The sequence below is a fragment of the Kordia zhangzhouensis genome (genome assembly GCF_001005305.1).
Lineage (GTDB): Bacteria > Bacteroidota > Bacteroidia > Flavobacteriales > Flavobacteriaceae > Kordia > Kordia zhangzhouensis.
Genome location: NZ_LBMH01000002.1, coordinates 142,153 through 164,125, shown reverse-complemented (window position 1 = coordinate 164,125; position 21,973 = coordinate 142,153). Strand labels below are relative to the sequence as shown.

20 protein-coding genes are annotated in these 21,973 nt (G+C 34.6%); 12 read left to right on the top strand and 8 right to left on the bottom strand.

What is annotated here, in order from left to right; translation table 11 throughout:
- Window positions 1-299: 299 nt before the first annotated feature.
- The 6 genes from AA088_RS02195 to AA088_RS02170 form a co-directional block, all read right to left on the bottom strand.
- Entirely contained in the window at window positions 300-977 is a 678-nt protein-coding gene (locus tag AA088_RS02195) for an NUDIX hydrolase (RefSeq protein ID WP_046743317.1), read from the bottom strand.
- Between the two features lie 16 nt (window positions 978-993).
- Entirely contained in the window at window positions 994-2,130 is a 1,137-nt protein-coding gene (locus AA088_RS02190; RefSeq protein WP_046743316.1) for an ATP-binding protein, read from the bottom strand.
- Window positions 2,127-2,756: an HD domain-containing protein gene (locus AA088_RS02185; protein WP_046743315.1), complete on the bottom strand. Its 630-nt coding sequence runs from the start codon at window positions 2,754-2,756 to the stop codon at window positions 2,127-2,129. The genes AA088_RS02190 and AA088_RS02185 overlap by 4 nt, the downstream gene beginning before the upstream one ends.
- The gene (locus AA088_RS02180; protein ID WP_046743314.1) at window positions 2,756-3,508 is read right to left on the bottom strand and encodes an SDR family NAD(P)-dependent oxidoreductase; all 753 of its coding nucleotides are present in this window, start codon (window positions 3,506-3,508) and stop codon (window positions 2,756-2,758) included. Before AA088_RS02180 ends, AA088_RS02185 begins: the two co-directional genes overlap by 1 nt.
- An 84-nt stretch (window positions 3,509-3,592) precedes the next feature.
- Window positions 3,593-4,462: an aldo/keto reductase gene (locus AA088_RS02175; protein WP_082106535.1), complete on the bottom strand. Its 870-nt coding sequence runs from the start codon at window positions 4,460-4,462 to the stop codon at window positions 3,593-3,595.
- Window positions 4,463-4,640: 178 nt separating this feature from the next.
- A complete protein-coding gene (locus AA088_RS02170; RefSeq protein ID WP_046743313.1) occupies window positions 4,641-6,473 on the bottom strand; it encodes a sodium:solute symporter family protein in 1,833 nt (610 codons plus the stop codon).
- Between the two features lie 235 nt (window positions 6,474-6,708).
- Here AA088_RS02170 and AA088_RS02165 point away from each other — a divergent pair, with 235 nt between their 5' ends.
- From AA088_RS02165 to AA088_RS02125, 9 genes are all read left to right on the top strand, one after another.
- Entirely contained in the window at window positions 6,709-7,704 is a 996-nt protein-coding gene (locus AA088_RS02165) for an AAA family ATPase (protein ID WP_046743519.1), read from the top strand.
- A gap of 67 nt (window positions 7,705-7,771) precedes the next feature.
- Window positions 7,772-8,638 carry a DUF58 domain-containing protein gene (locus AA088_RS02160; protein ID WP_046743518.1) on the top strand — a complete coding sequence of 289 codons (867 nt, stop codon included), beginning with the start codon at window positions 7,772-7,774 and terminating at the stop codon, window positions 8,636-8,638.
- Window positions 8,639-8,641: 3 nt separating this feature from the next.
- A complete protein-coding gene (locus tag AA088_RS02155) occupies window positions 8,642-10,336 on the top strand; it encodes a hypothetical protein (protein ID WP_064972157.1) in 1,695 nt (564 codons plus the stop codon).
- Complete coding sequence (locus tag AA088_RS02150; protein WP_046743312.1) at window positions 10,333-11,340, top strand: vWA domain-containing protein; 1,008 nt, start codon at window positions 10,333-10,335, stop codon at window positions 11,338-11,340. Before AA088_RS02155 ends, AA088_RS02150 begins: the two co-directional genes overlap by 4 nt.
- Window positions 11,341-11,348: 8 nt before the next feature.
- Window positions 11,349-12,383, top strand: a complete 1,035-nt coding sequence (locus AA088_RS02145; RefSeq protein ID WP_046743311.1) for a vWA domain-containing protein — start codon at window positions 11,349-11,351, stop codon at window positions 12,381-12,383.
- A complete protein-coding gene (locus AA088_RS02140) occupies window positions 12,380-13,240 on the top strand; it encodes a tetratricopeptide repeat protein (RefSeq protein ID WP_046743310.1) in 861 nt (286 codons plus the stop codon). The genes AA088_RS02145 and AA088_RS02140 overlap by 4 nt, the downstream gene beginning before the upstream one ends.
- Before the next feature lie 39 nt (window positions 13,241-13,279).
- Window positions 13,280-15,052 (top strand): BatD family protein, encoded by a 1,773-nt coding sequence (locus AA088_RS02135; RefSeq protein ID WP_046743309.1) that lies wholly within the window; start codon window positions 13,280-13,282, stop codon window positions 15,050-15,052.
- A gap of 6 nt (window positions 15,053-15,058) precedes the next feature.
- Window positions 15,059-15,820, top strand: a complete 762-nt coding sequence (locus tag AA088_RS02130; protein WP_046743308.1) for a tetratricopeptide repeat protein — start codon at window positions 15,059-15,061, stop codon at window positions 15,818-15,820.
- A 51-nt stretch (window positions 15,821-15,871) separates the two neighbouring features.
- On the top strand, window positions 15,872-17,734 hold the full coding sequence (locus tag AA088_RS02125; protein WP_046743307.1) for a SulP family inorganic anion transporter: 1,863 nt from the start codon (window positions 15,872-15,874) through the stop codon (window positions 17,732-17,734).
- Between the two features lie 298 nt (window positions 17,735-18,032).
- Here AA088_RS02125 and AA088_RS02120 read toward each other — a convergent pair whose 3' ends face one another.
- A complete protein-coding gene (locus AA088_RS02120) occupies window positions 18,033-18,620 on the bottom strand; it encodes a CvpA family protein (protein WP_046743306.1) in 588 nt (195 codons plus the stop codon).
- Between the two features lie 316 nt (window positions 18,621-18,936).
- Between AA088_RS02120 and AA088_RS02115 the strand changes: the two genes are divergently transcribed.
- From AA088_RS02115 to AA088_RS02105, 3 genes are read left to right on the top strand one after another with little or no spacing between them, the layout of a single operon-like run.
- The gene (locus tag AA088_RS02115) at window positions 18,937-19,293 is read left to right on the top strand and encodes a hypothetical protein (RefSeq protein ID WP_046743305.1); all 357 of its coding nucleotides are present in this window, start codon (window positions 18,937-18,939) and stop codon (window positions 19,291-19,293) included.
- A 43-nt stretch (window positions 19,294-19,336) separates the two neighbouring features.
- A complete protein-coding gene (pheS, locus tag AA088_RS02110; protein ID WP_046743304.1) occupies window positions 19,337-20,356 on the top strand; it encodes a phenylalanine--tRNA ligase subunit alpha in 1,020 nt (339 codons plus the stop codon).
- A 41-nt stretch (window positions 20,357-20,397) separates the two neighbouring features.
- Entirely contained in the window at window positions 20,398-20,793 is a 396-nt protein-coding gene (locus AA088_RS02105) for a hypothetical protein (RefSeq protein WP_046743303.1), read from the top strand.
- A gap of 147 nt (window positions 20,794-20,940) precedes the next feature.
- Here AA088_RS02105 and AA088_RS02100 read toward each other — a convergent pair whose 3' ends face one another.
- Window positions 20,941-21,942, bottom strand: coding sequence for an NAD(P)H-dependent glycerol-3-phosphate dehydrogenase (locus AA088_RS02100; RefSeq protein ID WP_046743302.1), 1,002 nt, complete (start codon window positions 21,940-21,942; stop codon window positions 20,941-20,943).
- Between the last annotated feature and the right edge of the window lie 31 nt (window positions 21,943-21,973).

Sequence of the window (21,973 nt, the reverse complement as noted above, 5' to 3'; positions counted from 1 at the left end):
TTTCGATTCCGCTCAATGTGCAAATGAAACTGGAGTTTGCGTGAAGGACGGAGACGGCATCCTTTTGTTTTGATACGTCATTACGAGGAGTTTGCGACGAAGTAATCTGCATCTAGGAGAAACAGATTGCCCCAACAAATTGGTAATTTGTCTCGCAATGACAAACTTCAAAATAAGATATAGCCGAGAGTCTGACTGTTTACGGGCACGCTACTGTTATTTTATTGAAAGATATTTTAATCTCAATAATACTCGATGTGACAACTGAAAAAACGAATAAGTACTGAGATTAAAGTAAATTACTTAATATCAAACAAGAAACCTTCTTTTTGAAGCTTGAAGTATTGTTTTTTGTTGAATTTAAACAAATTGGCTGGTCGCCCGCGCCCTTCAGAGACTTTTTCGTCGAGTTCTTCTAAAATGTCAAAGCTCATAATTTTTTTGCGAAAGTTTCTGCGATCAATTTTTTTCTCTAATATGGTCATGTATAGTTTTTCTAAATCAGAAAAGAGAAATTTAGTTGACAGAAGGTCAAAACCAATAGGTTCGTAAGTGAGTTTATTTCGTAAGCGAGTTTTTGCTTTTTCTAAAATTATATCGTGATCAAAGGCGAGTTTGGGCAAGTTATTAGTAGGAAACCAAGCGACATCTTGTGCGTCAGTATCCGCTTTGATATCGTGATGAGAAGGTTTAACTAATGCAAAGTATGCTACGGAAATGACACGATTTCGCGGATCTCGATTAGGCGCTCCAAATGAATAAAGTTGCTCTAAATAATCAATTGTAACATTGGTTTCTTCTTTCAATTCACGTTCTACGGCAGTTTCCAAACTTTCTTCTTCTTTAACTAGCCCACCAGGAATTGCCCATGAACCTTGAAATGGAGCTACTTTTCTTTTAATTAGTAGAACATTTAGTTCATCGTTTTTGTAACCAAATACAACAGCGTCAACAGCTACTCGAATATTTTGCTTCATAGTACAAAAGTACAAATTAACTGTATTTGATTTTTCGTAAAATACGAATCGTTGCTTTGTAGAGTTCGTAAATATCCTTATCGTACATTTTTAATAACGGACCAGCTTGATCTAGTTTATCTTTTGCTTCATGAAAACCATTTAAATAACAAATCATGTATGTAGCTGGTAGGTTGCGCAAATCATAATCTTCATTCTCGTTAATTGGAATACTTTTTTGTAATTTTTCTAAAATAGTATTATTGGTATTGTATATATGATGTAGTGTTTTTTTGTCAAATTGTGGAGCTTCAAAAATCAAGTTGCTATTCATATTATACATTCCATTAGGTTGAAAGGTAATTGTGACTTTTTCTAAAGGATAGTATTTGTATTTATTCTGTAAGCCTAGAGGCACATATTCAATAATCGTAAAAACGTCTTCGTTATACGTAATCTCAACCTGATCTAGCGCAGAATAGAATAGTTTTACTTGTTCGTTAATTAACTCAATATCAACTCTCGAATAAAATATTTTATCCTTCTTTTTTTGTTTAATTCCCGCCCAACAAACGATAAATTGTTCTTTGAAAACTTGATAGTATGATTCAAGATCTTTGTGTTCATTATTAATAAAGTTGATAACACTATCTAAAGTGAGTTTGATGTTATTTTGTGCATTTTTTTCAATGTTATACACAATTTCAGAATTAACATCTTTAATTTCTATATCAAATACTTTAGGCATTGAAATGCTTCCATCACGAAAAAATACTGAGCCACCATAATATTTCCAGATATTCTTTCGGAGGGATGTTATTTTTCCTTTTGATCGAATGGTTACCAAACCGACTACTTTTCCTTTGGGTAAATGTGGAAAGTAAACGTTTTCATATTGAACAATTGGAGGATTGACCAAATAGGCATTGATAAGATTCTGAATTTTACTATCATCAAAAAAATCAACTCCAACAATTTTATTGTCTTCATCTTCCACACCAATTACGATGTATGAATTGTTCTCCGGATTGCTATTGGATAATGCACAAATATGTTTGAGAAACTTTGCTTTTCCTTCTTTTTCACCAATGTTCAACTTTCGCTTTTTATCATAAAAACTATTCTCATCGTTGTGAGCGAGTAAGTTTTTAATCAAAAGGCGCTTATTAATCATAGTAATAGTAATTCGTTTTGAATATTTTCTCTAGCAATGGTTTCCCATAACTCGTGGTATTTTTCGGTAAAATAGATTTTTGGACGTTTTAGAAAATGATGCAATACTTTTTTTCGTCCTTTCTTATACATAAAATCAGGGAAAACAGCATATTCTCTTCGAATTTTTTGAGTGTACAATTGATATACTTCCCAAGGTGTTCCTAAAATTGCCAAATCCCAGTCCAAAAGATAGGCATTATCTTGATTGTTCGTATTGATGATTTCGTGTTTTTTGGTAGAAATAATCAAATTTGCGCAGCTTTCAATTCGTTTGGACTCTATTTTTAAGCTTTTAAGCCTTTTTTGAGCAAAAAGAGCACTTTTCTCCTCATTATTGTTCTTGCGAGCATTATAAATTACATCATGATACCAAATGGCAAATAAGATGATGTCATAATCGTGTAAATCAGCTTGATCGTTTGTGGCTAAATCCAACATATGGTGTATATGTTGTAAATTGTGATAATGTCTTTTTTTAGAACTGTATTTTTTGTGAATTTCTTCCCAAAGAACATCTAATAAAAGTGTATTATTGGTATATTTAGATGATAAATTCAACCATGACAGAAGCAGCCTGTTTTGCATCACGATTTTTTTACGATTGTACTCGACGCTTGCGCTGTACACATTACCATTAAGTCTGCTATATTGACATGTGACGGTCTTGAAATTATAAAATAGGCAATTTCCGCCACATCTTGAGGTGTTAACGGTTGATATCCTTGATACACTTTCTCGGCACGCTCGGAATTTCCTTTGAAACGCACATCGCTAAATTCGGTTTCTACCAAGCCAGGATTTATTGCGCCCACGCGAATCCCATGTGCATTCAAATCAATCCGCATGCCTTGATTGAGCGCATCAACCGCATGTTTACTCGCACAATACACATTTCCGTTCGGATAGACTTCTTTTCCCGCCGTAGAACCAATATTCAAGATATGACCTGAATTTCGGGCCACCATTTGTGGAATAATTGCTTTACTCACATATAATAACCCTTTTACATTGATGTCTAGCATTGCATCCCAATCGTCCAAGCTCCCGTTTTGTATTGGATCTAAACCATGCGCATTTCCTGCATTATTGATTAAAATATCAATGGTTTTGAAATCTTCAGGCAACGAACTGATAGCAGCTACTACTTTCTGGCGATTACGTACGTCAAAATTTAAAGTATGAACATCAGTTTTTGAACTCAGTTCTTGTTGCAATTCGTCTAAACGTTCTTGCCTACGTCCACAAAGAATCAAACGAAGTTCATGTTTGGCAAATTGGCGTGCAATTTCACGTCCAATTCCACTGGTAGCACCAGTAATAAAAGCTGTTTTTTTCATATTTCATTTCCCGCGCAGGCGGGAATCTTTAAAAATTAAACTAAAAATCTCAATTCTAACATCTCAATACTAACAACTGCGAAGCTACGGAACTTTGTGTCCTTGGCTTTCTACTAACAATGTAAACCAATCTTGCAAATCCAACTCAATTTCAACAGCTTTTGCAGCATTGGTAATTCGCTCAGGCGTAGCAGTTCCAATTACAGGATGTACGTTGGCAGGATGTTTTAAAATCCATGCTAAGATTAATTGATCTTTGGTCGCATTATATTTTTGCGTGAGCTGATTTAAAATTATATGAATTCGATCGGTTTGCTCATTTTTTTCTCTAAAAATTGTTCCTAAGGGTTGCCATGCCATTGGTAATATGGAATTCGTAATCATGTAATCAAGCGTTCCATTATGCATAGCGTCAAAATCAGTCAAGGAAAACTGAATTTGATTGGCGGAAATGTCATTTTTGGTACTAATCATGGTCATTTGTGACGGCGTAAAGTTAGAAACTCCAAAATCTTTGATTTTTCCTTGTGATTTTAATTTGTCGATTGCTTTTGAAACTTCTTCCGGATGCATCAACGGACTTGGTCGATGCAGTAATAACAAATCTAAATATTCGGTTTGTAGATTTTTTAATGAAGTTTCCACAGACCAAATAATGTATTCAGAAGAATAATCATAATGCTTAATTCTATTTTGGCGAGTTTCTGCTTCATACTGAATACCGCATTTAGAAATCAGTTGAATGTTGTCACGATCAATTCCGCTTTGCGCAAATGCGTTTCCAAAGTCAGCTTCAGTAGTATAACCGCCATAAATATCTGCGTGATCAAATGTTGTAATTCCAGCGTTTATACAATGATGCATCAAGTTTTCCATTTGCGAAGAGGACAATTGTTTGCCCCAAATTCCCCAAGTCATGGTACCGGCAATAATTCTTGAATAATGTGTGTGCACAGTCTTAAAAATTTGTATAAAAATACGAATTTGAATTATAGATTCTGCGCCATTCAAAACTTGTTTCAGAATCTCACAAATTTATTTGGTACTGTTAGGATAACCTATTCAGTTTAGCTCAATAAAATGTCAAAACATAAAAAATAGCAAATAGGTTGCTGCTTAGCAAGCAATGAATTTAAAAAATGGACGCTCGAATTTTTTTCCAAAGTTTAGTTAATATGAATCCTGCAATCAATGCTGTAACAGATAAACCTATCGCAAGTACAGTTTCGCCATAAATCCAATAACCTGTGGCAAACATGATACTGTAAATGAAAATCATTGCCACAACCATTGCCAAAATCCCTGAAGGGACATTCCACGCTTTAGTATCGGTAACAATTTCTGTATTTGCTGCTTTCGCTTCTGCAATCGTTTTTTGCCAGCCAGGTCCGCCAGGTTGTATTTTTCTGTAAAAATTGAATAGTGTTTCTTTCGTTTCTGGTTGTGTTAGATAGGTAACTGTAAGCCAAATAATTGTGGTGATTAGTACAACCAATGGAAATTGCATGTAACTTGGCATCCATCCTTGTACCGTTTCTCCTGCTTCATTTTGATGTGTAAAAAGAATTTCTCCAACAGCAGTCATTTTAAATAATATAGAGATTATACCTGAAGCAATCATAGCCGAAATTTCACTCCATGCATTGATACGCCACCAAAACCAGCGTAAAATAAAAATCAGCCCTGTTCCTGCACCGAACATGATAATAATGTCAAAAAGCTGACTTGCATTTTGCAGAGCCAATGCAAAAAAGGCACTTAAAGTCATTAAAATGATTGTTGAAATTCGCCCTACATTGACCAATTCTTTTTCAGAAGCATTTTTGTTGATAGTTTGCTTGTAGAAATCGTTTACAACATACGATGATCCCCAATTTAAGTGTGTCGAAATGGTAGACATGTATGCAGCAACTAAAGATGCTAATACCAATCCTAAAAGTCCACTAGGTAGCTTGGTTAACATGGCAGAATAGGCAACATCGTGCCCCAATTTATCATCGGTAATGCTAGGAAATGCTTCACGAATACTTTCTAAATCAGGAAAAACAATCAATGAAGCCAATGCGACTAAAATCCAAGGCCAGGGACGCAAGGCATAGTGCATAATATTGAAGAAAAATGTAGCGCCGATTGCATGATTTTCATCTTTCGCTGCTAACATTCGTTGTGCAATATAACCGCCGCCGCCAGGTTCTGCGCCAGGAAACCACGTACTCCACCATTGTACTGCTAGCGGAATGATAATAAGAGTAATTAATATTTCGGTATTATTAAAATCTGGAAAAATATTGAGCTTATTTGTTACATTTTCATGCGTAATCAATTTTTCCAATCCACCAACTTCGGGAAGGTTTACACAATAATACGCAGCGCCAATTGCACCAGCCATTGCGACAAAAAACAATAGAAAATCGGTGTAGATAACTCCTTTAAATCCGCCAATAGCACTAAAAATGACGGTAATTAATCCGGCATATACTACAGTTTCCCACGGCTGTAAACCAAGCATTACGGAGCCAATTTTTATAGCAGCTAAGGTAACACCAGCCATTGCAAAAACATTAAAAATAACGCCAAGATACATTGCTCGAAACCAACGTAGGAATTTGGCAGGTTTTCCGCCGTAACGCAATTCATAAAACTCAATGTCGGTAGCCACATTCGATTTTCTCCATAATTTAGCATACACAAAAACAGTCAATAACCCTGTAATTAGAAATGCCCACCACATCCAGTTGGACGAAACACCATCTTTACGGACAATGTCAGTTACAAAATTTGGGGTGTCTGTCGAAAATGTAGTGGCTACCATGGAAACTCCTAAAATCCACCAAGGCATGTTGCGTCCCGATAAAAAATATTCGGTACTATTTTTTCCTGAAGTTTTGGATACATAGATTCCGATTCCCAAAACAATCGCAAAAAATCCAAAAATAAGACTATAGTCTAAAACTGATAATTCCATAAAAAAAGATTCAAAAAGGCAATATTTGTTATAAATTTCAAGCCTGTATTACGCTGAGTTATCAACAAAAAAATGAGAGAGTTGGTAACGAACTTCACTTTTGAGTTTTAAAGGCTTCAATATATAAATTATCCTAAATATTTTAACCAATTATTAACAGCAATCCACGAATAATTTTAACAATTTGCAACGTTTAAATGTGATTAGTAAATTCACGCCACAAAAAAGTACCCAAATGGAAGATACGATAGATATTAGAGCAATCAGCGAGAAAATAGAAAAAGAAAGTGCCTTCATTGACCTGCTAACCTTTGAAATGAATAAGGTAATTGTTGGGCAAAAGCACATGGTAGAACGACTTTTAATCGGTTTGCTTGGAAAAGGACATATTTTGTTAGAAGGTGTTCCTGGATTGGCAAAAACCTTGGCTATAAATACCTTAAGTAAGGCGGTGCAAGGAAGTTTTAGTAGAATTCAGTTTACGCCCGATTTACTTCCAGCAGATGTTGTAGGAACGTTGATTTACAACATGAAAGAAAATGATTTTTCTATTAAAAAAGGACCAATCTTCGCCAACTTCGTGCTGGCAGATGAAATTAACCGTGCGCCTGCCAAAGTACAATCGGCTTTGCTAGAAGCTATGCAAGAAAAGCAAGTAACTATTGGAGACGAAACATTTATCCTTGATAAGCCATTCTTAGTAATGGCAACGCAAAACCCTGTGGAACAAGAAGGTACATACCCGTTGCCAGAGGCTCAAGTAGACCGTTTTATGCTAAAAACGGTGATTGATTATCCAAAAATGGATGAAGAACAACTCATCATGCGTGCTAACTTAAATGGTGGTTTTGATCGTGTAAATCCTGTGGTTTCTGTTGATCAAATTATCAAAGCCCAAGAAGCGGTAAAAGAAGTTTACATGGATGAAAAGATCGAAAAATACATTCTTGATATCATCTTTGCGACACGTTATCCAGAAAAATATAAATTAGAAGAACTCAAGCCATTAATCAGTTTTGGAGCATCGCCTCGTGGGAGTATTAATCTTGGAAATGCGGCTCGTTGTTATGCATTTATCAAACGAAGAGGCTATGTAATTCCAGAAGATGTACGCGCTGTTGTACACGATGTATTGCGCCATAGAATTGGAATTACCTACGAAGCTGAAGCTGAAAATATCACTTCTGAAGAAATCATCAACAAAATCGTTAACGAAATAGAAGTACCATAGGATTTTAGAATTTAGAAGTACGATTTTTTAAATCGCCTATCAAAAATCTACAATCGGAAATGAAGTGATGGACACGAAAGAGTTACTAAAAAAAGTTCGCAAAATAGAAATTAAAACGCGCCGTTTGAGCGATCATATTTTTGGAGGAGAATATCATTCTACTTTCAAAGGTCGCGGAATGACGTTTAGTGAAGTACGTCAATATCAATTTGGTGACGATGTGCGAAATATCGATTGGAATGTAACTGCACGCTACAATGAACCTTTTGTAAAAGTATTTGAAGAAGAGCGCGAACTTACCATGATGTTGATGGTAGATGTATCAGGTTCGGAACTTTTTGGAACAAACGAACAGTTTAAAAATGAAACCATTACAGAAATTTCTGCAACGTTGGCATTTTCAGCGATGCAAAATAATGACAAGGTTGGATTGATTTTGTTTTCTGACGAAATTGAATTGTTCATTCCTCCTAAAAAAGGAAAATCGCACGTATTACGCATTATTCGCGAGTTGCTTGAATTTACTCCCAAAAGTACCAAAACGGATATTTCACAAGCATTGCGATTCTTGTCAAGTGTGATGAAGAAAAAAGCAATTGTATTTATTCTTTCAGATTTTATTACTGACGAATATGAACAAACACTTAAGATTGCAGCCAAAAAACATGACCTTACAGGGATTCGAATTTATGACAAGCGTGAAGAAGAAATTCCAAATTTAGGAATTGTGCAAATGTTAGATAGTGAAACAGGGGAAACCATGCTGGTGAATACGAGTTCAAAAACAGTGCGAAAAAATTACGCAAAATTCTATCAAGATAAAGTCAACTATTTTCAAGAATTATTTTCGAGAAGTGGCGCAGGCGCATTAAGTACAAGAGTTGACGAAAGTTATGTGAAAAAATTATTAGGCTATTTTAAACGAAGAGGCTAACGAATGAAGAATTGTGAATTGAGAATGACAAATTTAAAAGTACATACCTTAAAAAAACAGGAATCATTTCTTCAAATGATTGGGTTTGTAGTGCTTTTTTTCTTGTGTGCATTAACAAGTACATATGCTCAAAATGTCACAGCTCAGGTAGATTCTACACAAATAAAAATTGGAGAAGAAATAAAACTTACCATTGCTGTGGAAGCAGATTCTACAGCGAGCATAGTTTTTCCGGAAGGTGAAAACATTTTTTTGCCGCTAGAATTGTTGGAATCGTATCAAGTAGACACGCTAAAAAAAGATGCCAAATACAATCTTATCAAAAAATATGGTGTGACGCAATTTGATTCTGGTTCTTATTATATTCCAAAACAAGTTGTATTAATTAATAATAAGCCATTTTTTACAGATTCGATTCGTGTTGCTGTGGCCGATGTTGCTGTTGATACACTCAAGCAGAAAATGTATGAAATAAAATCATTAGTTTCTGTTGAAAAAACCAGCAGCGATTGGTGGAAGTATTTCTTACTAGTTTTAGGACTGTTGATAGCTTTCGGATTGTACTTCTACTACTTTGTGTTTCAGCTCAAGCCAAAAAAGAAGAAAAAAAAGAAAGCGGAAATTCCTCCATATGACCGTGCTCTACTCCAATTAAATGAGTTGGATAAATCCACACTTTTACTCAAATCAGAATACAAGGATTACTATTCAGAACTAACCAATATTGTTCGACAATATATTGAAGAAGAAGTTCATATTGATGCACTCGAAAGTACCACAGAAGAACTTATTCGTAAAATTGAAGCACAAAAAGACGCAGGATATTTGGCATTGAAAGATGAAACAATCAAAAATCTAAAAAATGTCTTGCAAACGGCAGATTTGGTAAAATTTGCAAAATCAAAACCCGACGATGCCGTTGTAAAAGCAGATCGTAATCTGGTAGAAAATATCGTTGTAGAAACAAAAGAAGCAATTCCAGAAATCTCAGAAGAAGAACGCAAAAAAGACGAAGAATATCAACTACGATTACTAGAACAACAACGTAAAAAACGACGTTTTAGAAATACAGTTATTGGCGTGGCTGCAATGATTATTGTTTTTGGAGGATTGATTGGTTACGCTGTTCTCAACTATGTAAAAGAAAACACTTATATCGGTCATTCTATGAGTGATCTTTCCGAAGGCGAGTGGATAACAAGTCGTTATGGAGCTGCAGGATTCACAATTGCAACGCCTAAGGTATTAAAACGTATTACACCAATTCAGAGCAATGATTCTGTGCCAGCTCCTGTACAAACGGATATTTTTGCTTATCAAAGCCATTTGGCGCCACTTTCAATAGTATTAGAATTGGTCACTTTTACGCAAAAACCAGAAATTACATTAGATGATATTGGCAATCAAATATTAAAGGGATTTGAAGATAATGGGGCTACTGAACTGATAGTGAAATATGATGAATTTGAATCACCACAAGGAATCAAAGGACTTAAAATGTATGGAACAGGAACTTTTGTGGATGAAGTTAGTCCATTAGGAGGCACCAATGACAGAGCTTATGAAGTCTATATTTTTGAAGAAGGACGTGGAATACAAATTCTCAAATTCATGTATGCTGAAAAAGATGAAGAAGGAAAAGACATAGTAGAACGAGTGTTAAATTCAATGACACAAACAGAGGAGGAACAACAATGATAGGAAATTACAGTTTTGCACATCCAGAGTTTTTTTGGTTGCTATTGTTTATTCCATTAGCAATAGTATGGTATGTTTGGAAAAAACCGAAGCAACTAGCAGCTGTAAAAATGTCAAGTTTACAAGGCTTCAAAACGACACCAAGCATATTACCCAAACTAAAACCGATACTCTTTATATTGCGATTGTTGGCACTTGTAGCCTTAATTACAGCATTGGCGCGACCACAAACCAAAGAAGTATCTACACGAATCAAAACCAATAAAGGAATTGATATTGTGATGGCAATTGATGTGTCAGCGAGTATGTTAGCACGTGATTTGAAACCCAATCGTTTAAGTGCATTGAAACGTGTTGCTGCTGAATTTATTGATGGTCGCCCAAGCGATCGAATTGGTTTGGTAGTATATGCAGGAGAAAGTTTTACGAAAACACCAATTACGACAGATAAAAACATCATTCAAAATGCTTTAAAAGACATCAAGTATGAGCATGGAGAATTAGTTGGTGGAACAGCAATTGGTATGGGACTGGCGACTGCTGTAAACCGTTTAAAAGACAGTAAAGCAAAAAGTAAAGTAATTATTCTGTTAACAGATGGTGTGAATAATGCAGGATTTATTGAGCCGCAAATTGCGTCAGAACTAGCGTTAGAATATGGCATTAAAACCTATACAATTGGAATTGGAACTAACGGAATGGCTTCCACTCCGTTTGCGTTAAATCCTGACGGAACAATCATGTTTCGTAACATGCAAGTAGAAATTGACGAAAAGCTCTTGCAGGAAATTGCACAAACAACAGGAGGAAAATACTTTAGGGCGACCAATAGCAAAAAATTAGCCGAAATCTACGAGGAGATTAATAAATTAGAAAAAACAGAAATAGAAGAATTTAGATATACCAACTATGAAGAGAAATTTCGAATTTTTGTCTTCTTTGCGGGTATATTACTATTGATAGAAATAGTATTACGTACTACGGTATTTAGAAGTTTTATCTAAAGCGAACTATGTTAGAAGAAAAAAAATATTTTTACTTACTCATCATCATCCCTATTGTAGTGTTGGTTTATATTCTCTTGCAGTTATGGAAACGAAAAGCACAGAGAACATTTGCTAACAAACAATTGTTAGAACGCTTGAGTCCCGAAAAATCAACATTCAAACCTATACTAAAATTGATTATTTGGTGTTTGGCGATAGCTTCACTGGTAGTAGCATTAGTAAACCCTAAAATAGGAACCAAACTAGAAACAGTAAAGCGTGAAGGAGTTGATATTGTTTTTGCTGTAGATGTCTCTAAAAGTATGTTAGCTGAAGATATTTCCCCAAGTCGTATAGACAAAGCAAAGCGAATCGTATCAGAGATTATTAACAATTTAGGAAGCGATCGTATCGGAATCATTGCGTATGCGGGAAGAGCAGTGCCACAATTACCAATAACCACCGATTTTTCTGCGGCAAAAATGTTTTTATCAAACCTCAATACAGATATGCTATCATCGCAAGGAACAGCCATTGATGATGCAATACGTTTGGCAAAAACCTACTACGATGATATAGAACAAACAAATCGAGTATTGGTAATCATTTCTGATGGTGAAGATCATTCCAGTGGTGCCGCCAAGCTTGCCGAAGAAGCAACCAAAGAAGGAATAAAAACTTTTACCATCGGTATTGGAACAGCAAAAGGTGGTCGAATTCCAATAAAAAGAAGAGGAATTACTGAATCGTACAAGCGCGATGCTCAAGGAGAAGTAGTAATAACGCGTTTAAACGAAAAAACATTACAAAAAATAGCTGCTGAAGGAGACGGAGCTTATATTGATGGAACGGTAACAGAAACAGCTGTTAATTTTATCACAGATAAATTGGGAGCTATGAATAAAACAGAATTTGAAGCCAAAAAATTCTCTGAATATCAAGATCAATTTCAGTGGTTTTTAGGCTTGGGAATTTTTCTATTACTAATAGACATTTTTTTACTAGAACGAAAAACAGCTTGGCTGCAAAAGTTGAACTTATTTAATGAAAAAAAATCATGAAATACTTCAAACAAACATTCGCACTTTTAGTATTGATGGTTTCTGTGATGTATGGACAAAATAAGGAAACAGAACAAATCAAAAAAGAATCTAAAGTTTATACGTACAATGCGAACAAAGCTTTAGCAGAAAATAGTTTCGCGGATGCTGAAGCCGAATATAGAAAGGCAATTTCAAAAGATGGCGAAAATGCAACTGCAAAATATAATTTAGGGAATGCGTACTATCAAAACGAAAGTTATGAGCAGGCATTCAATCGTTACAAACAGGCTTCAGAAGTAGCTCTAACAAAAGCAGAAAAACACAAAGCATATCACAATATGGGCAATGTCTTTATGAAAAATAAAGAATATGAAAAGGCAGTAGCAGCGTATAAAAATGCATTGCGAAATAATCCAACAGATGACGAAACACGCTATAATTTTGCCTTAGCGAAAGAAATGCTCGAAAAAAATCCTCCAAAAGAAGACGACAAGGACAAAAAAGACAAAGACCAAAAAGAAGAAAACAAAGAACAAGATAAAAAGGATCAAGACAGCAAAGATCAAAACGATAAAAAAGAAAACGAAGGCGATAAAGAAAAGGACGAAGGAGGAAAAGACGATAAAAATAAAGACGGAGAAGGCGATAAAGAAAAAGAAAAAAATAAACAAGACCCTAAGCAAGACCAGAATAAAGGCGATCAAAAAGAAGATCAAAATAATCAACCACAAAAACAACCCAAACCGAATCAGTTGTCGCCACAACAAGTTAAAAGTTTGCTGCAAGCAATGAATAATGCTGAAAAGAAAACACAAGATAAGTTGAATGAAAAAAAGGCAAAAGGCATCAAAGTAAAAACGGAAAAAGACTGGTAATTTACTTTGTAACACGTAGGTTTAAAGTTTAAAACATACATGAAAACAAACACATACATACTTACTATTATTGTTGCGCTATTCACAAGTGTGCTTTCGGCTCAAGTTACTTTTGAAACCAAAGTAAGCAAAAAGAAACTAGGCGTAAATGAGCGTTTGCGTGTAGACTTTGAAATGGATAGGGATGGAGATAATTTTACGGCACCTAAATTTACAGGATTTCGTGTAGCGGCTGGTCCTATACAATCTATGAATCATGTATGGAACAACGGACAACGCTCTTTTTCTAAGACCTACACCTATTTTTTACAGCCTACAGCAGAAGGGAAATTTACAATCAAACAAGCACAGATTGAAATTGATGGGCAAATATATAAAACACTTCCTGTTACGGTTGAGGTTACCAAAGCGGTTGATAAACCCAAAGATGGCAATAATGCGGATTATGTGGTTTCGGAAGGAATTCATTTAGTAACTGAAATCTCAAATGGAAACCCATATTTGAATGAACCTGTAACGATTTCCTATAAACTATATGTAAAACCTGGAATCAATGTAAATGATTATCGAGAAATATCAAAACCTACGTTTACGAACTTTTGGAGCCAAAATATTGAAACAAAACTTACTGCACAAAACGGAACATATAATGGCGAGCCGTATCCGTATGTAACATTACGACGTTTTGTATTATATCCGCAAAAAACAGGAAAACAAGTTATAGAACCTTTTTCTATCGATTTACAAGTTTCAGTGCCTACGCAACGAAGAGATATTTTTGGAAGACGTTATGAAACGGTACATAAAACTTTGTCATCTGCGAGTAGAACAATTGAGGTAAAAGCATTGCCTGAAGCAGGGAAACCTGAAGATTTTTCAGGAGCTGTTGGCGATTTTGATTTTGAGGTTACAGCAAGTAAAACTTCGTTGAACGCAACAGAATCGCTTCAAGCAACAGTGGAAGTGTCAGGAAAAGGAAACTTGAAACTATTCCAATTACCCAAACTTAAATTGCCTAGCTCACTTGAGGTGTACGATCCGGAATTTACTGAACGTGTCAGTACACGAATAACAGGAATGCAAGGAAAAATCTCCGATAGCTATACAATAGTTCCTCAATTTAAAGGGAAATATCCAATTCCGAGTATTTCATTTTCATACTTTGATCCAAAGGAAAAAAAATACAAAACACTTACGTCAAATGAAATTGTTATTGATGTAATAGAAGGTCCGGTAAATACAACTACAGTGGATAATTCTGATAACCAATCTACTACGCAAAAACAAATCGTAACGAGTAGTGGTTCTCAATTCAAATTCTTAAAAACAACGGCAAACTTAGAAGCCATAGAAGCAAAAGATTTCTTTAAATCAAATGTATTCTATGCGTTATTATTAGGGCCATTTTTATTTATTCCAATTATCTTATTTGCAAGAAGAAAGAAAAGAGCGTATGATAATGATATAGAAGGAAATAAAACACGTACTGCAAACCGTTTAGCTAAACGTTACCTTTCTGAAGCCAAGAAAAAAATAGACGATAAAGAAGCATTTTATGAAGTGCTAGAGCGCGCACTACACAACTATTTACGAGCCAAATTACGTATAGAAACTTCAGAATTTAGTAAAGAAAAAATTCAAAGTTTATTGGTAGAGCGCAATGCACATCAACAAACGGTTGACGAATTTATTGAGTTGTTGAAAAGCTGCGAATTTGCGCGTTATACACCAGCTTCTGACGTAGCTATTCATAAAGATTATGAAAAAGCAGTGCAAACCATTTCACAAATAGACAAACAAATACGTAGATAAAAAGAAATGAAAAACAAGATTACATTTATTTTGCTCATGTTCATTTCTAGTCTAACGCTAGTTTTTGGACAAAATAATACTGCTTTATTTGAAGAAGCAAACAAAGCGTACAATGAAGGAAATTATCCAGAAGCAATTACCAAATATCAATCTATTTTAGAAACGGGTAATCACTCTGCTGCTATCTATTATAACTTGGGAAATGCATACTATAAAAGCAGTGAAATTGGACCAAGTATTTACTATTTTGAAAAAGCGTTACAATTGGCACCAAATGATACTGATATTCAAAATAATTTAGCGTTTGCCAAAAACATGACAATTGACGCTATTGAACCATTACCTAAAACACAACTCTCAAAATTTGTTAATAATATCACTGATGTTTTTACATACAATCAATGGGCGTGGATTGCTGTATTTTTTGCTTTTCTCTGTGTAATCTCGTTCTTACTATATCAATTTGCATATCAAAGTTTAAAAAAGCGAATATATTTTTTAATCAGTGGAATTGCATTTCTTTTTATTATAGGAACAGTTGCTATAGCATATCATGAATATGGAGAAGCGCAACAAGATCGACCAGCAATTGTATTCGCCGCCGAAACTATTGTAAAATCAGAACCGAACTTACGTAGTCAAGAAGTTTTTACACTGCATGAAGGAACAAAAGTTCAAGTACTAGATACTGTCAGCAACTGGAAAAAAATTCGCCTTATAGATGGAAAAACAGGTTGGATTATTTCAGAAGATATTAATGAATTGTAACAGTTTATTAATACTTTTATGTGACTATTACAGATACCAAACCAACCAACTATGAAAAATTTATTCTCTAATATAAAAGGTGATGCTTTTGGTGGAATTACCGCAGGAATTGTAGCTTTACCTTTAGCACTAGCATTTGGGGTTTCTTCAGGATTAGGACCTAGTGCAGGATTGTATGGAGCTATTTTTATCAGTTTTTTTGCTGCACTTTTTGGAGGAACGAACACTCAAATTTCAGGACCAACAGCTCCAATGACGGCTGTAAGTATGGTGGTTATTGCTGGAATTATTGCTGCGAATGATGGCGACCCTGAAAAAGCACTACCCGCAATTCTTACGGTTTTCTTACTAGCTGGAATAATGCAAATTGGCTTGGGAGCCATTGGTTTAGGAAAATACATTAAATACATACCTTATCCAGTAGTTTCTGGTTTTATGACTGCGATAGGAGTAATTATTTTAATTACACAAATTTTACCTTCTATTGGCTATTATCCAAAAGAAGATATGGAATATGTTGAAAAATTTAAGCCGCAAGCAGAAGAAGTAATACTAGAAAATATTCTTAAAGAAGAACAAAAAGAAGGAATTCTGGTTTTAGAAAATTTTGAAGAAACCATCAAAAGAGGAAAAGCAATTACTGAAGAAGAAATTCTAAAAGAATCCAAAACATTAGCAAAAAATAATGCTTCGGGAGTTGTAGGAGCTATCAAAGTATTACCAAGAGCTCTTAAAAACATTAATTGGCTAGAATTATTATTGGCACTAGGAACTATTATTATTATTTATGGTTTTAAACGGATTACAAAGACTATTCCTAGTACACTTGTTGCACTTGTGGTTATGTCTGGAATTGCATATGGTTTTGGATTAAACTACAAACCTATTGAAAAGATTACTGGAGATTTTCCGATGCCTAAAATGGAAATTTTTACTCAGTTTGACCTTGGAAGTATCTCGCCATACATATTTACAGCATTAACGTTGGCACTATTAGGAGCAATCGATTCTCTTTTAACTAGTGTTGTGGCAGATAATATGACCAAAACAAAACACAACCCGAATAAAGAATTGGTAGGTCAAGGAATTGGAAACTCTATCGGTGCAATTTTCGGCGGGATTCCTGGAGCTGGAGCTACTATTCGGACAGTAGTTAATATCAATTCTGGAGGAAAAACCCGTTTATCGGGAATGATTGCAGGTGTACTTTTACTAATCATTCTTTTAGCTCTTGGACCAGTAGCTTCACAAATTCCAGCGGCTGTTTTAGCGGGAATTTTAATCACTGTAGGAATTGGTGTGATGGATTATAAAGGACTGAAAGCCATTCCAAGTTTGCCAAAAGATATCAAATTAGGCCCCATTCAACTAAGTTCAGAAGTGTTAATTATGCTCACTGTATTGGCATTGTCTACTTTTTGGGATTTAATCTATGCCGTAGGAATTGGTCTCGTAATTGCTTCTTTGATGTTTATGAAAAAGATTGGTGATATTACAGCGCAAGGCTCTGATATTAAAACTTTGCGTGAAGAAGCTTGGGAAGACGAAATTGATTTTCCAGACAATTTAAAAGAAGAAGTATTTATCAAACATATCAAAGGGCCTTTATTTTTTGGTTCTACAAGTGAAATTCAAGCATTGTCCAAGCAATTACCCAATACAGCACGTGTAATTATTATTCGTATGGAAAAAATGCAGTATATCGATCAATCAGGATTATATACTTTAGAAGATATATTAGTTGATCTTAAAAGTGTGGGACGCAAAGTACTATTTGTCAACGTACCTACACAACCGCGTTACATGATGGAACGTATTGATATTATTCCAGATCTTATTCCAGAAGAAGATTGTTTTGACAGTTTTGAAGCTTGTTTGCAGTGGATTAAAACGAACGTAAAAGATACAATTTAGCGAGTTTTAAAAAATCAAATCAAACACAAAAGAAAATAATTTATAAATCAGATAAAAGAAGCATAGCAAAAACAATACAATCATTCCTAAACAGCAACCACAATTACCTTTGCCATTTGTTTGATACGTTCTAAAATGCCGAGAATCAGTGTTGTTTTGTTCGACCAACATAAGTTTTAGATTGTTTTTTTCTTTTGATACGGTTTATTCAACGTGATTTGTAATTTTTTTTGAGGCAGTTGTGCTATTTTATGTTCACTAAGATGCTCAATTTTTGGATTTTCACATTTTTCACACATTACTCTGAGCTTTGATTTTCTTCAATTTCCTGTATATCTTTTTGTTGTTGTTCATCATCTTTGCGTTGTCGTTCTTCGTCATTTATTTTCTCATCTATATTGGTTTCTTCCAACACATATGCAAACACAAAACCTCCAATTTCTTTTACAGGTTCATATAATACTGAGTTATCAATGGTTTCTTGCTTTACGAATTCCATTGTATTGTTTGTTCGGTCAAAAAACACTAAGATTGCGCCAGCGATTACTGCCATTTTCAATCCGCCAAAAGCACCACCAAGTAATTTATTCAAAATTCCTAACGATGCAAAATCAGCAATTTTTGTCAATAGTTTTCCTGCTAAGGTAATCAATACTAAAATCACAATAAACGTAATCGCAAAAGCGGTTAAGTTGATGTATTTTTCATCCCAAGAATGAAACTGTTCACTTAAATAATCGCCTGCGAAATAGGAAAAATGAATCGCTCCGTACAATCCCGCAATTAGCGCTACGAGCGAAGCAACTTCTACAAAAAGTCCTTTCATTAAGCCACGAACGATTCCGAGTAAAATCATTCCGCCTAAAATGATATCAATAAAATTCATCTACGATGGTTTTTAACAAATATAGAACTTTTATTGAAAGGTTTTTATTGTGTTAAATGGCGATACCTAAATGAAATATTGTTTTGTTTGCGATAAATCGCTTCACTGAAGGTACTAATATCACAGTCATCTCTTATATCAAAAGGAAATACAAGTTTTTTCGATATTCCTTTATTTTAAAACGCATGTAGAATTTAACTTCTTGGGATTTTTCATATGCGTAATTTCCATAAATTTCCTTGAAATTCTTATTCATCACAAATCTATAATTTTAAATGTACGTTACGTACCTTTGCCACAGAAAAGGAACAAAGTCATGGCAAGAGATGAACAACTGAAAGAGCGATGGAATGTTGTAGTTGAAAAGCTAACAAAACAATTTGCTGAAGGCGACACGCTTGATTTAGATTCAATTATTTATTTGATTGGCGTACAAGAACTCGGACAATTACATAGAAATTTTAAGAAAGACGAGAAAATCAATTTAATGCATATTGCAATTTGCCGTTTACTCGAACCATATGGTTATTATGAGTTTGATTATTTTGATGATGATGGTTGGCCACATTATAAATTCAAAGAGCAATTGCCCACCCTAAAGGCTGGCGAACAAACAATTTTGATGAAAGAAGCTATTGTCAACTACTTTTTAGAAAAGGAATATATCGATTAAGTGAGTTTTATGTAAATTTGCAAGCTAAATTAAGAAGGTTGTCATGATAGATAAGATCAAGGAACATATCGCAGAAGTAGAAAAATTCACCACTAAAGCCAAAGAAGACATAGAAAACTTCCGAATCAAATATTTGGGAAAGAAAGGTCTGTTGAATGAATTTTTTGCGGAATTTAAAAATGTTCCTAATGAACAGAAAAAGGAATTTGGACAAACGATCAATCAACTCAAAACTGCGGCGCAAGAAAAAGTCAACGCACTTAAAGAAGCTTTAGAAAATTCAGCAGAAGAAAAAGGGAAATATGGTGATTTGACGCGTCCTGCACAACCAATCGAAATTGGAGCACGTCATCCAATATCCATTGTGAAGAATCAAATTACTGATATTTTTGCGCGAATTGGGTTCAATGTATCTGAAGGTCCTGAAATTGAAGATGATTGGCATAATTTTACAGCATTGAATCTTCCAGAATATCACCCTGCACGCGATATGCAAGATACGTTCTTTATTCAAACCAACCCTGATATCTTATTGCGTACTCATACAAGTTCTGTGCAAGTACGTTATATGGAAAATAATCAACCTCCTATTCGTACAATATCACCCGGTAGAGTGTATCGAAATGAAGCGATCTCTGCACGTTCTCACTGCTTTTTTCATCAAATAGAAGGCTTATATATTGACAAAGAAGTAAGTTTTGCAGATTTAAAACAGACATTGCAACACTTTACCAAAGAAATGTTTGGGAAATCTAAAATCCGTTTGCGTCCGTCGTACTTTCCATTTACTGAGCCAAGTGCCGAAATTGATGTGTATTGGGGATTGGAAACTGAAACGGATTATAAGATTACCAAAGGAACAGGTTGGTTGGAAATTGGAGGCTGCGGAATGGTAGATCCAAATGTGTTAACCAATTGCGGGATAGATCCTGAAACCTATTCTGGTTTTGCGTTTGGTGTAGGTATTGACCGAATCGCAATGCTATTATATCAAATAGGAGATATACGTTTGTTAAGTGAAAATGATGTTCGTTTCTTAGAACAATTTAAGTCAGTATTGTAATCAAAACATCTAAAAAATATATTTCCTACAAAGAAAAATAGATGAAAAAAGACATAGAAATTCCGAAAGTTGAAGGTGTATATATGGCGGTTGTGCAAGAGCATAATACTATATACAATACAGACGATTGGAACGCATATATCATTAATGATAAAGATGTAGAGTTGGAAATGTTGTTGGTTGTTTCACATGGTTACAACGAGACCAAACAAACTTCTTTAATGCGTCATAAATTAGAAAAGTTGCCTGCAAAATCCTATGCAAAAGTAGAGTGGATGCAGGAAGATGTATTGGCGTTGAATAATGAATTTAGAGTTACTTTTTTTGAAGGAGGAAAAATGTTTGACAAGAAATATCTTTTCCGAAAAAATACGATTAACAAAAATGCTTTCCGCTCACTTCCATTAATGGAACAAAAAGGCGTGTTGGTAAAATAGATTTTATTTGTTTTTTAGATTTATTTAGAAACGCTTTGCTTCAGAAGTTAGACTTTTCTTGTCATTTCAGCATAGGCAGGAATACATTTTCAAACTTTCAAGTCAATAAATAAGTACACTAAAAATTGCTACACTGTTGCATTAAGACTAATCTAGTTTCTCGGTTAATTTACTAAATACTTTTTTAGGATCTTTATTTTGATACAAAATTGCATACACAGCGTTAATAATAGGTAACTGTGTTTTTTTTGTATTCTTTTGATTTAAAAGAAAAGCACTTTTGGTCGCGTAATAACCTTCGGCAACCATGTTCATTTCCATTTGCGCAGATTTCACCGTGTAACCTTTCCCGATCATATTTCCAAACATACGATTTCGAGAAAATACAGAATATCCTGTTACGAGAAGGTCACCTAAATAAGCAGAATTATTAATATTACGCTTCATCTTATGCATTTTTTTGATAAAGCGTTTCATTTCACGTATAGCGTTACTCATTAACACACTTTGAAAGTTGTCTCCGTAACCCAAACCATGTGCAATTCCTGCTGCGATAGCATAAATATTTTTTAACATTACAGCATATTCCGTACCGATTACGTCGTCGCTTACTTTTGTTTTGATATAATTACTAGCCAGTGTATTGGCAATAGCTTTCGCTTTTTTCTGATCGGCACATGAAATAGTTAAATACGATAAACGTTCTAAAGCTACTTCTTCTGCATGACAAGGACCGGCAATGACCGCAATATTTTCAAACGGAATATTGTATACATCATGAAAATGTTCACCTACTAACAATCCAGATTCTGGAATAATTCCTTTGACGGCAGAAACTACTATTTTTTGAGTAATATCTGTCGTTAATTTTTGCAATTCATCATAAATAAAAGCTGAAGGAATCACAAAAATTAACACATCTGCATACGCTGCAATTTCGTTGATATTGTTGCTAAGTTTTAACTTATTTGTATTAAATTCAACAGAACTTAAATAACTTGGATTGTGTTGTTCTTTTAGTAAATATTCTTTTGTGTACACACTTCGCATATACCAACCTACTTCATCCAAATTTTCACAAAGCATTTTCACAATGGCAGTAGCCCAACTTCCAGCTCCAAAAACGGCGTATTTCAATTCTTTATCCATAAAGGGGTTCATCTGAGATTCAAAAATACAC

Excerpts from the sequence above, each read along its gene's own strand:
- AA088_RS02195 (WP_046743317.1), bottom strand. The coding sequence starts at position 977 with ATGAAGCAAAATATTCGAGTAGCTGTTGACGCTGTTGTATTTGGTTAC.
- AA088_RS02190 (WP_046743316.1), bottom strand. The coding sequence starts at position 2,130 with ATGATTAATAAGCGCCTTTTGATTAAAAACTTACTCGCTCACAACGAT.
- AA088_RS02185 (WP_046743315.1), bottom strand. The coding sequence starts at position 2,756 with ATGCAAAACAGGCTGCTTCTGTCATGGTTGAATTTATCATCTAAATAT.
- AA088_RS02180 (WP_046743314.1), bottom strand. The coding sequence starts at position 3,508 with ATGAAAAAAACAGCTTTTATTACTGGTGCTACCAGTGGAATTGGACGT.
- AA088_RS02170 (WP_046743313.1), bottom strand. The coding sequence starts at position 6,473 with ATGGAATTATCAGTTTTAGACTATAGTCTTATTTTTGGATTTTTTGCG.
- AA088_RS02165 (WP_046743519.1), top strand. The coding sequence starts at position 6,709 with ATGGAAGATACGATAGATATTAGAGCAATCAGCGAGAAAATAGAAAAA.
- AA088_RS02160 (WP_046743518.1), top strand. The coding sequence starts at position 7,772 with ATGGACACGAAAGAGTTACTAAAAAAAGTTCGCAAAATAGAAATTAAA.
- AA088_RS02155 (WP_064972157.1), top strand. The coding sequence starts at position 8,642 with ATGAAGAATTGTGAATTGAGAATGACAAATTTAAAAGTACATACCTTA.
- AA088_RS02150 (WP_046743312.1), top strand. The coding sequence starts at position 10,333 with ATGATAGGAAATTACAGTTTTGCACATCCAGAGTTTTTTTGGTTGCTA.
- AA088_RS02145 (WP_046743311.1), top strand. The coding sequence starts at position 11,349 with ATGTTAGAAGAAAAAAAATATTTTTACTTACTCATCATCATCCCTATT.
- AA088_RS02140 (WP_046743310.1), top strand. The coding sequence starts at position 12,380 with ATGAAATACTTCAAACAAACATTCGCACTTTTAGTATTGATGGTTTCT.
- AA088_RS02135 (WP_046743309.1), top strand. The coding sequence starts at position 13,280 with ATGAAAACAAACACATACATACTTACTATTATTGTTGCGCTATTCACA.
- AA088_RS02130 (WP_046743308.1), top strand. The coding sequence starts at position 15,059 with ATGAAAAACAAGATTACATTTATTTTGCTCATGTTCATTTCTAGTCTA.
- AA088_RS02125 (WP_046743307.1), top strand. The coding sequence starts at position 15,872 with ATGAAAAATTTATTCTCTAATATAAAAGGTGATGCTTTTGGTGGAATT.
- AA088_RS02120 (WP_046743306.1), bottom strand. The coding sequence starts at position 18,620 with ATGAATTTTATTGATATCATTTTAGGCGGAATGATTTTACTCGGAATC.
- AA088_RS02115 (WP_046743305.1), top strand. The coding sequence starts at position 18,937 with ATGGCAAGAGATGAACAACTGAAAGAGCGATGGAATGTTGTAGTTGAA.
- pheS (WP_046743304.1), top strand. The coding sequence starts at position 19,337 with ATGATAGATAAGATCAAGGAACATATCGCAGAAGTAGAAAAATTCACC.
- AA088_RS02105 (WP_046743303.1), top strand. The coding sequence starts at position 20,398 with ATGAAAAAAGACATAGAAATTCCGAAAGTTGAAGGTGTATATATGGCG.
- AA088_RS02100 (WP_046743302.1), bottom strand. The coding sequence starts at position 21,942 with ATGGATAAAGAATTGAAATACGCCGTTTTTGGAGCTGGAAGTTGGGCT.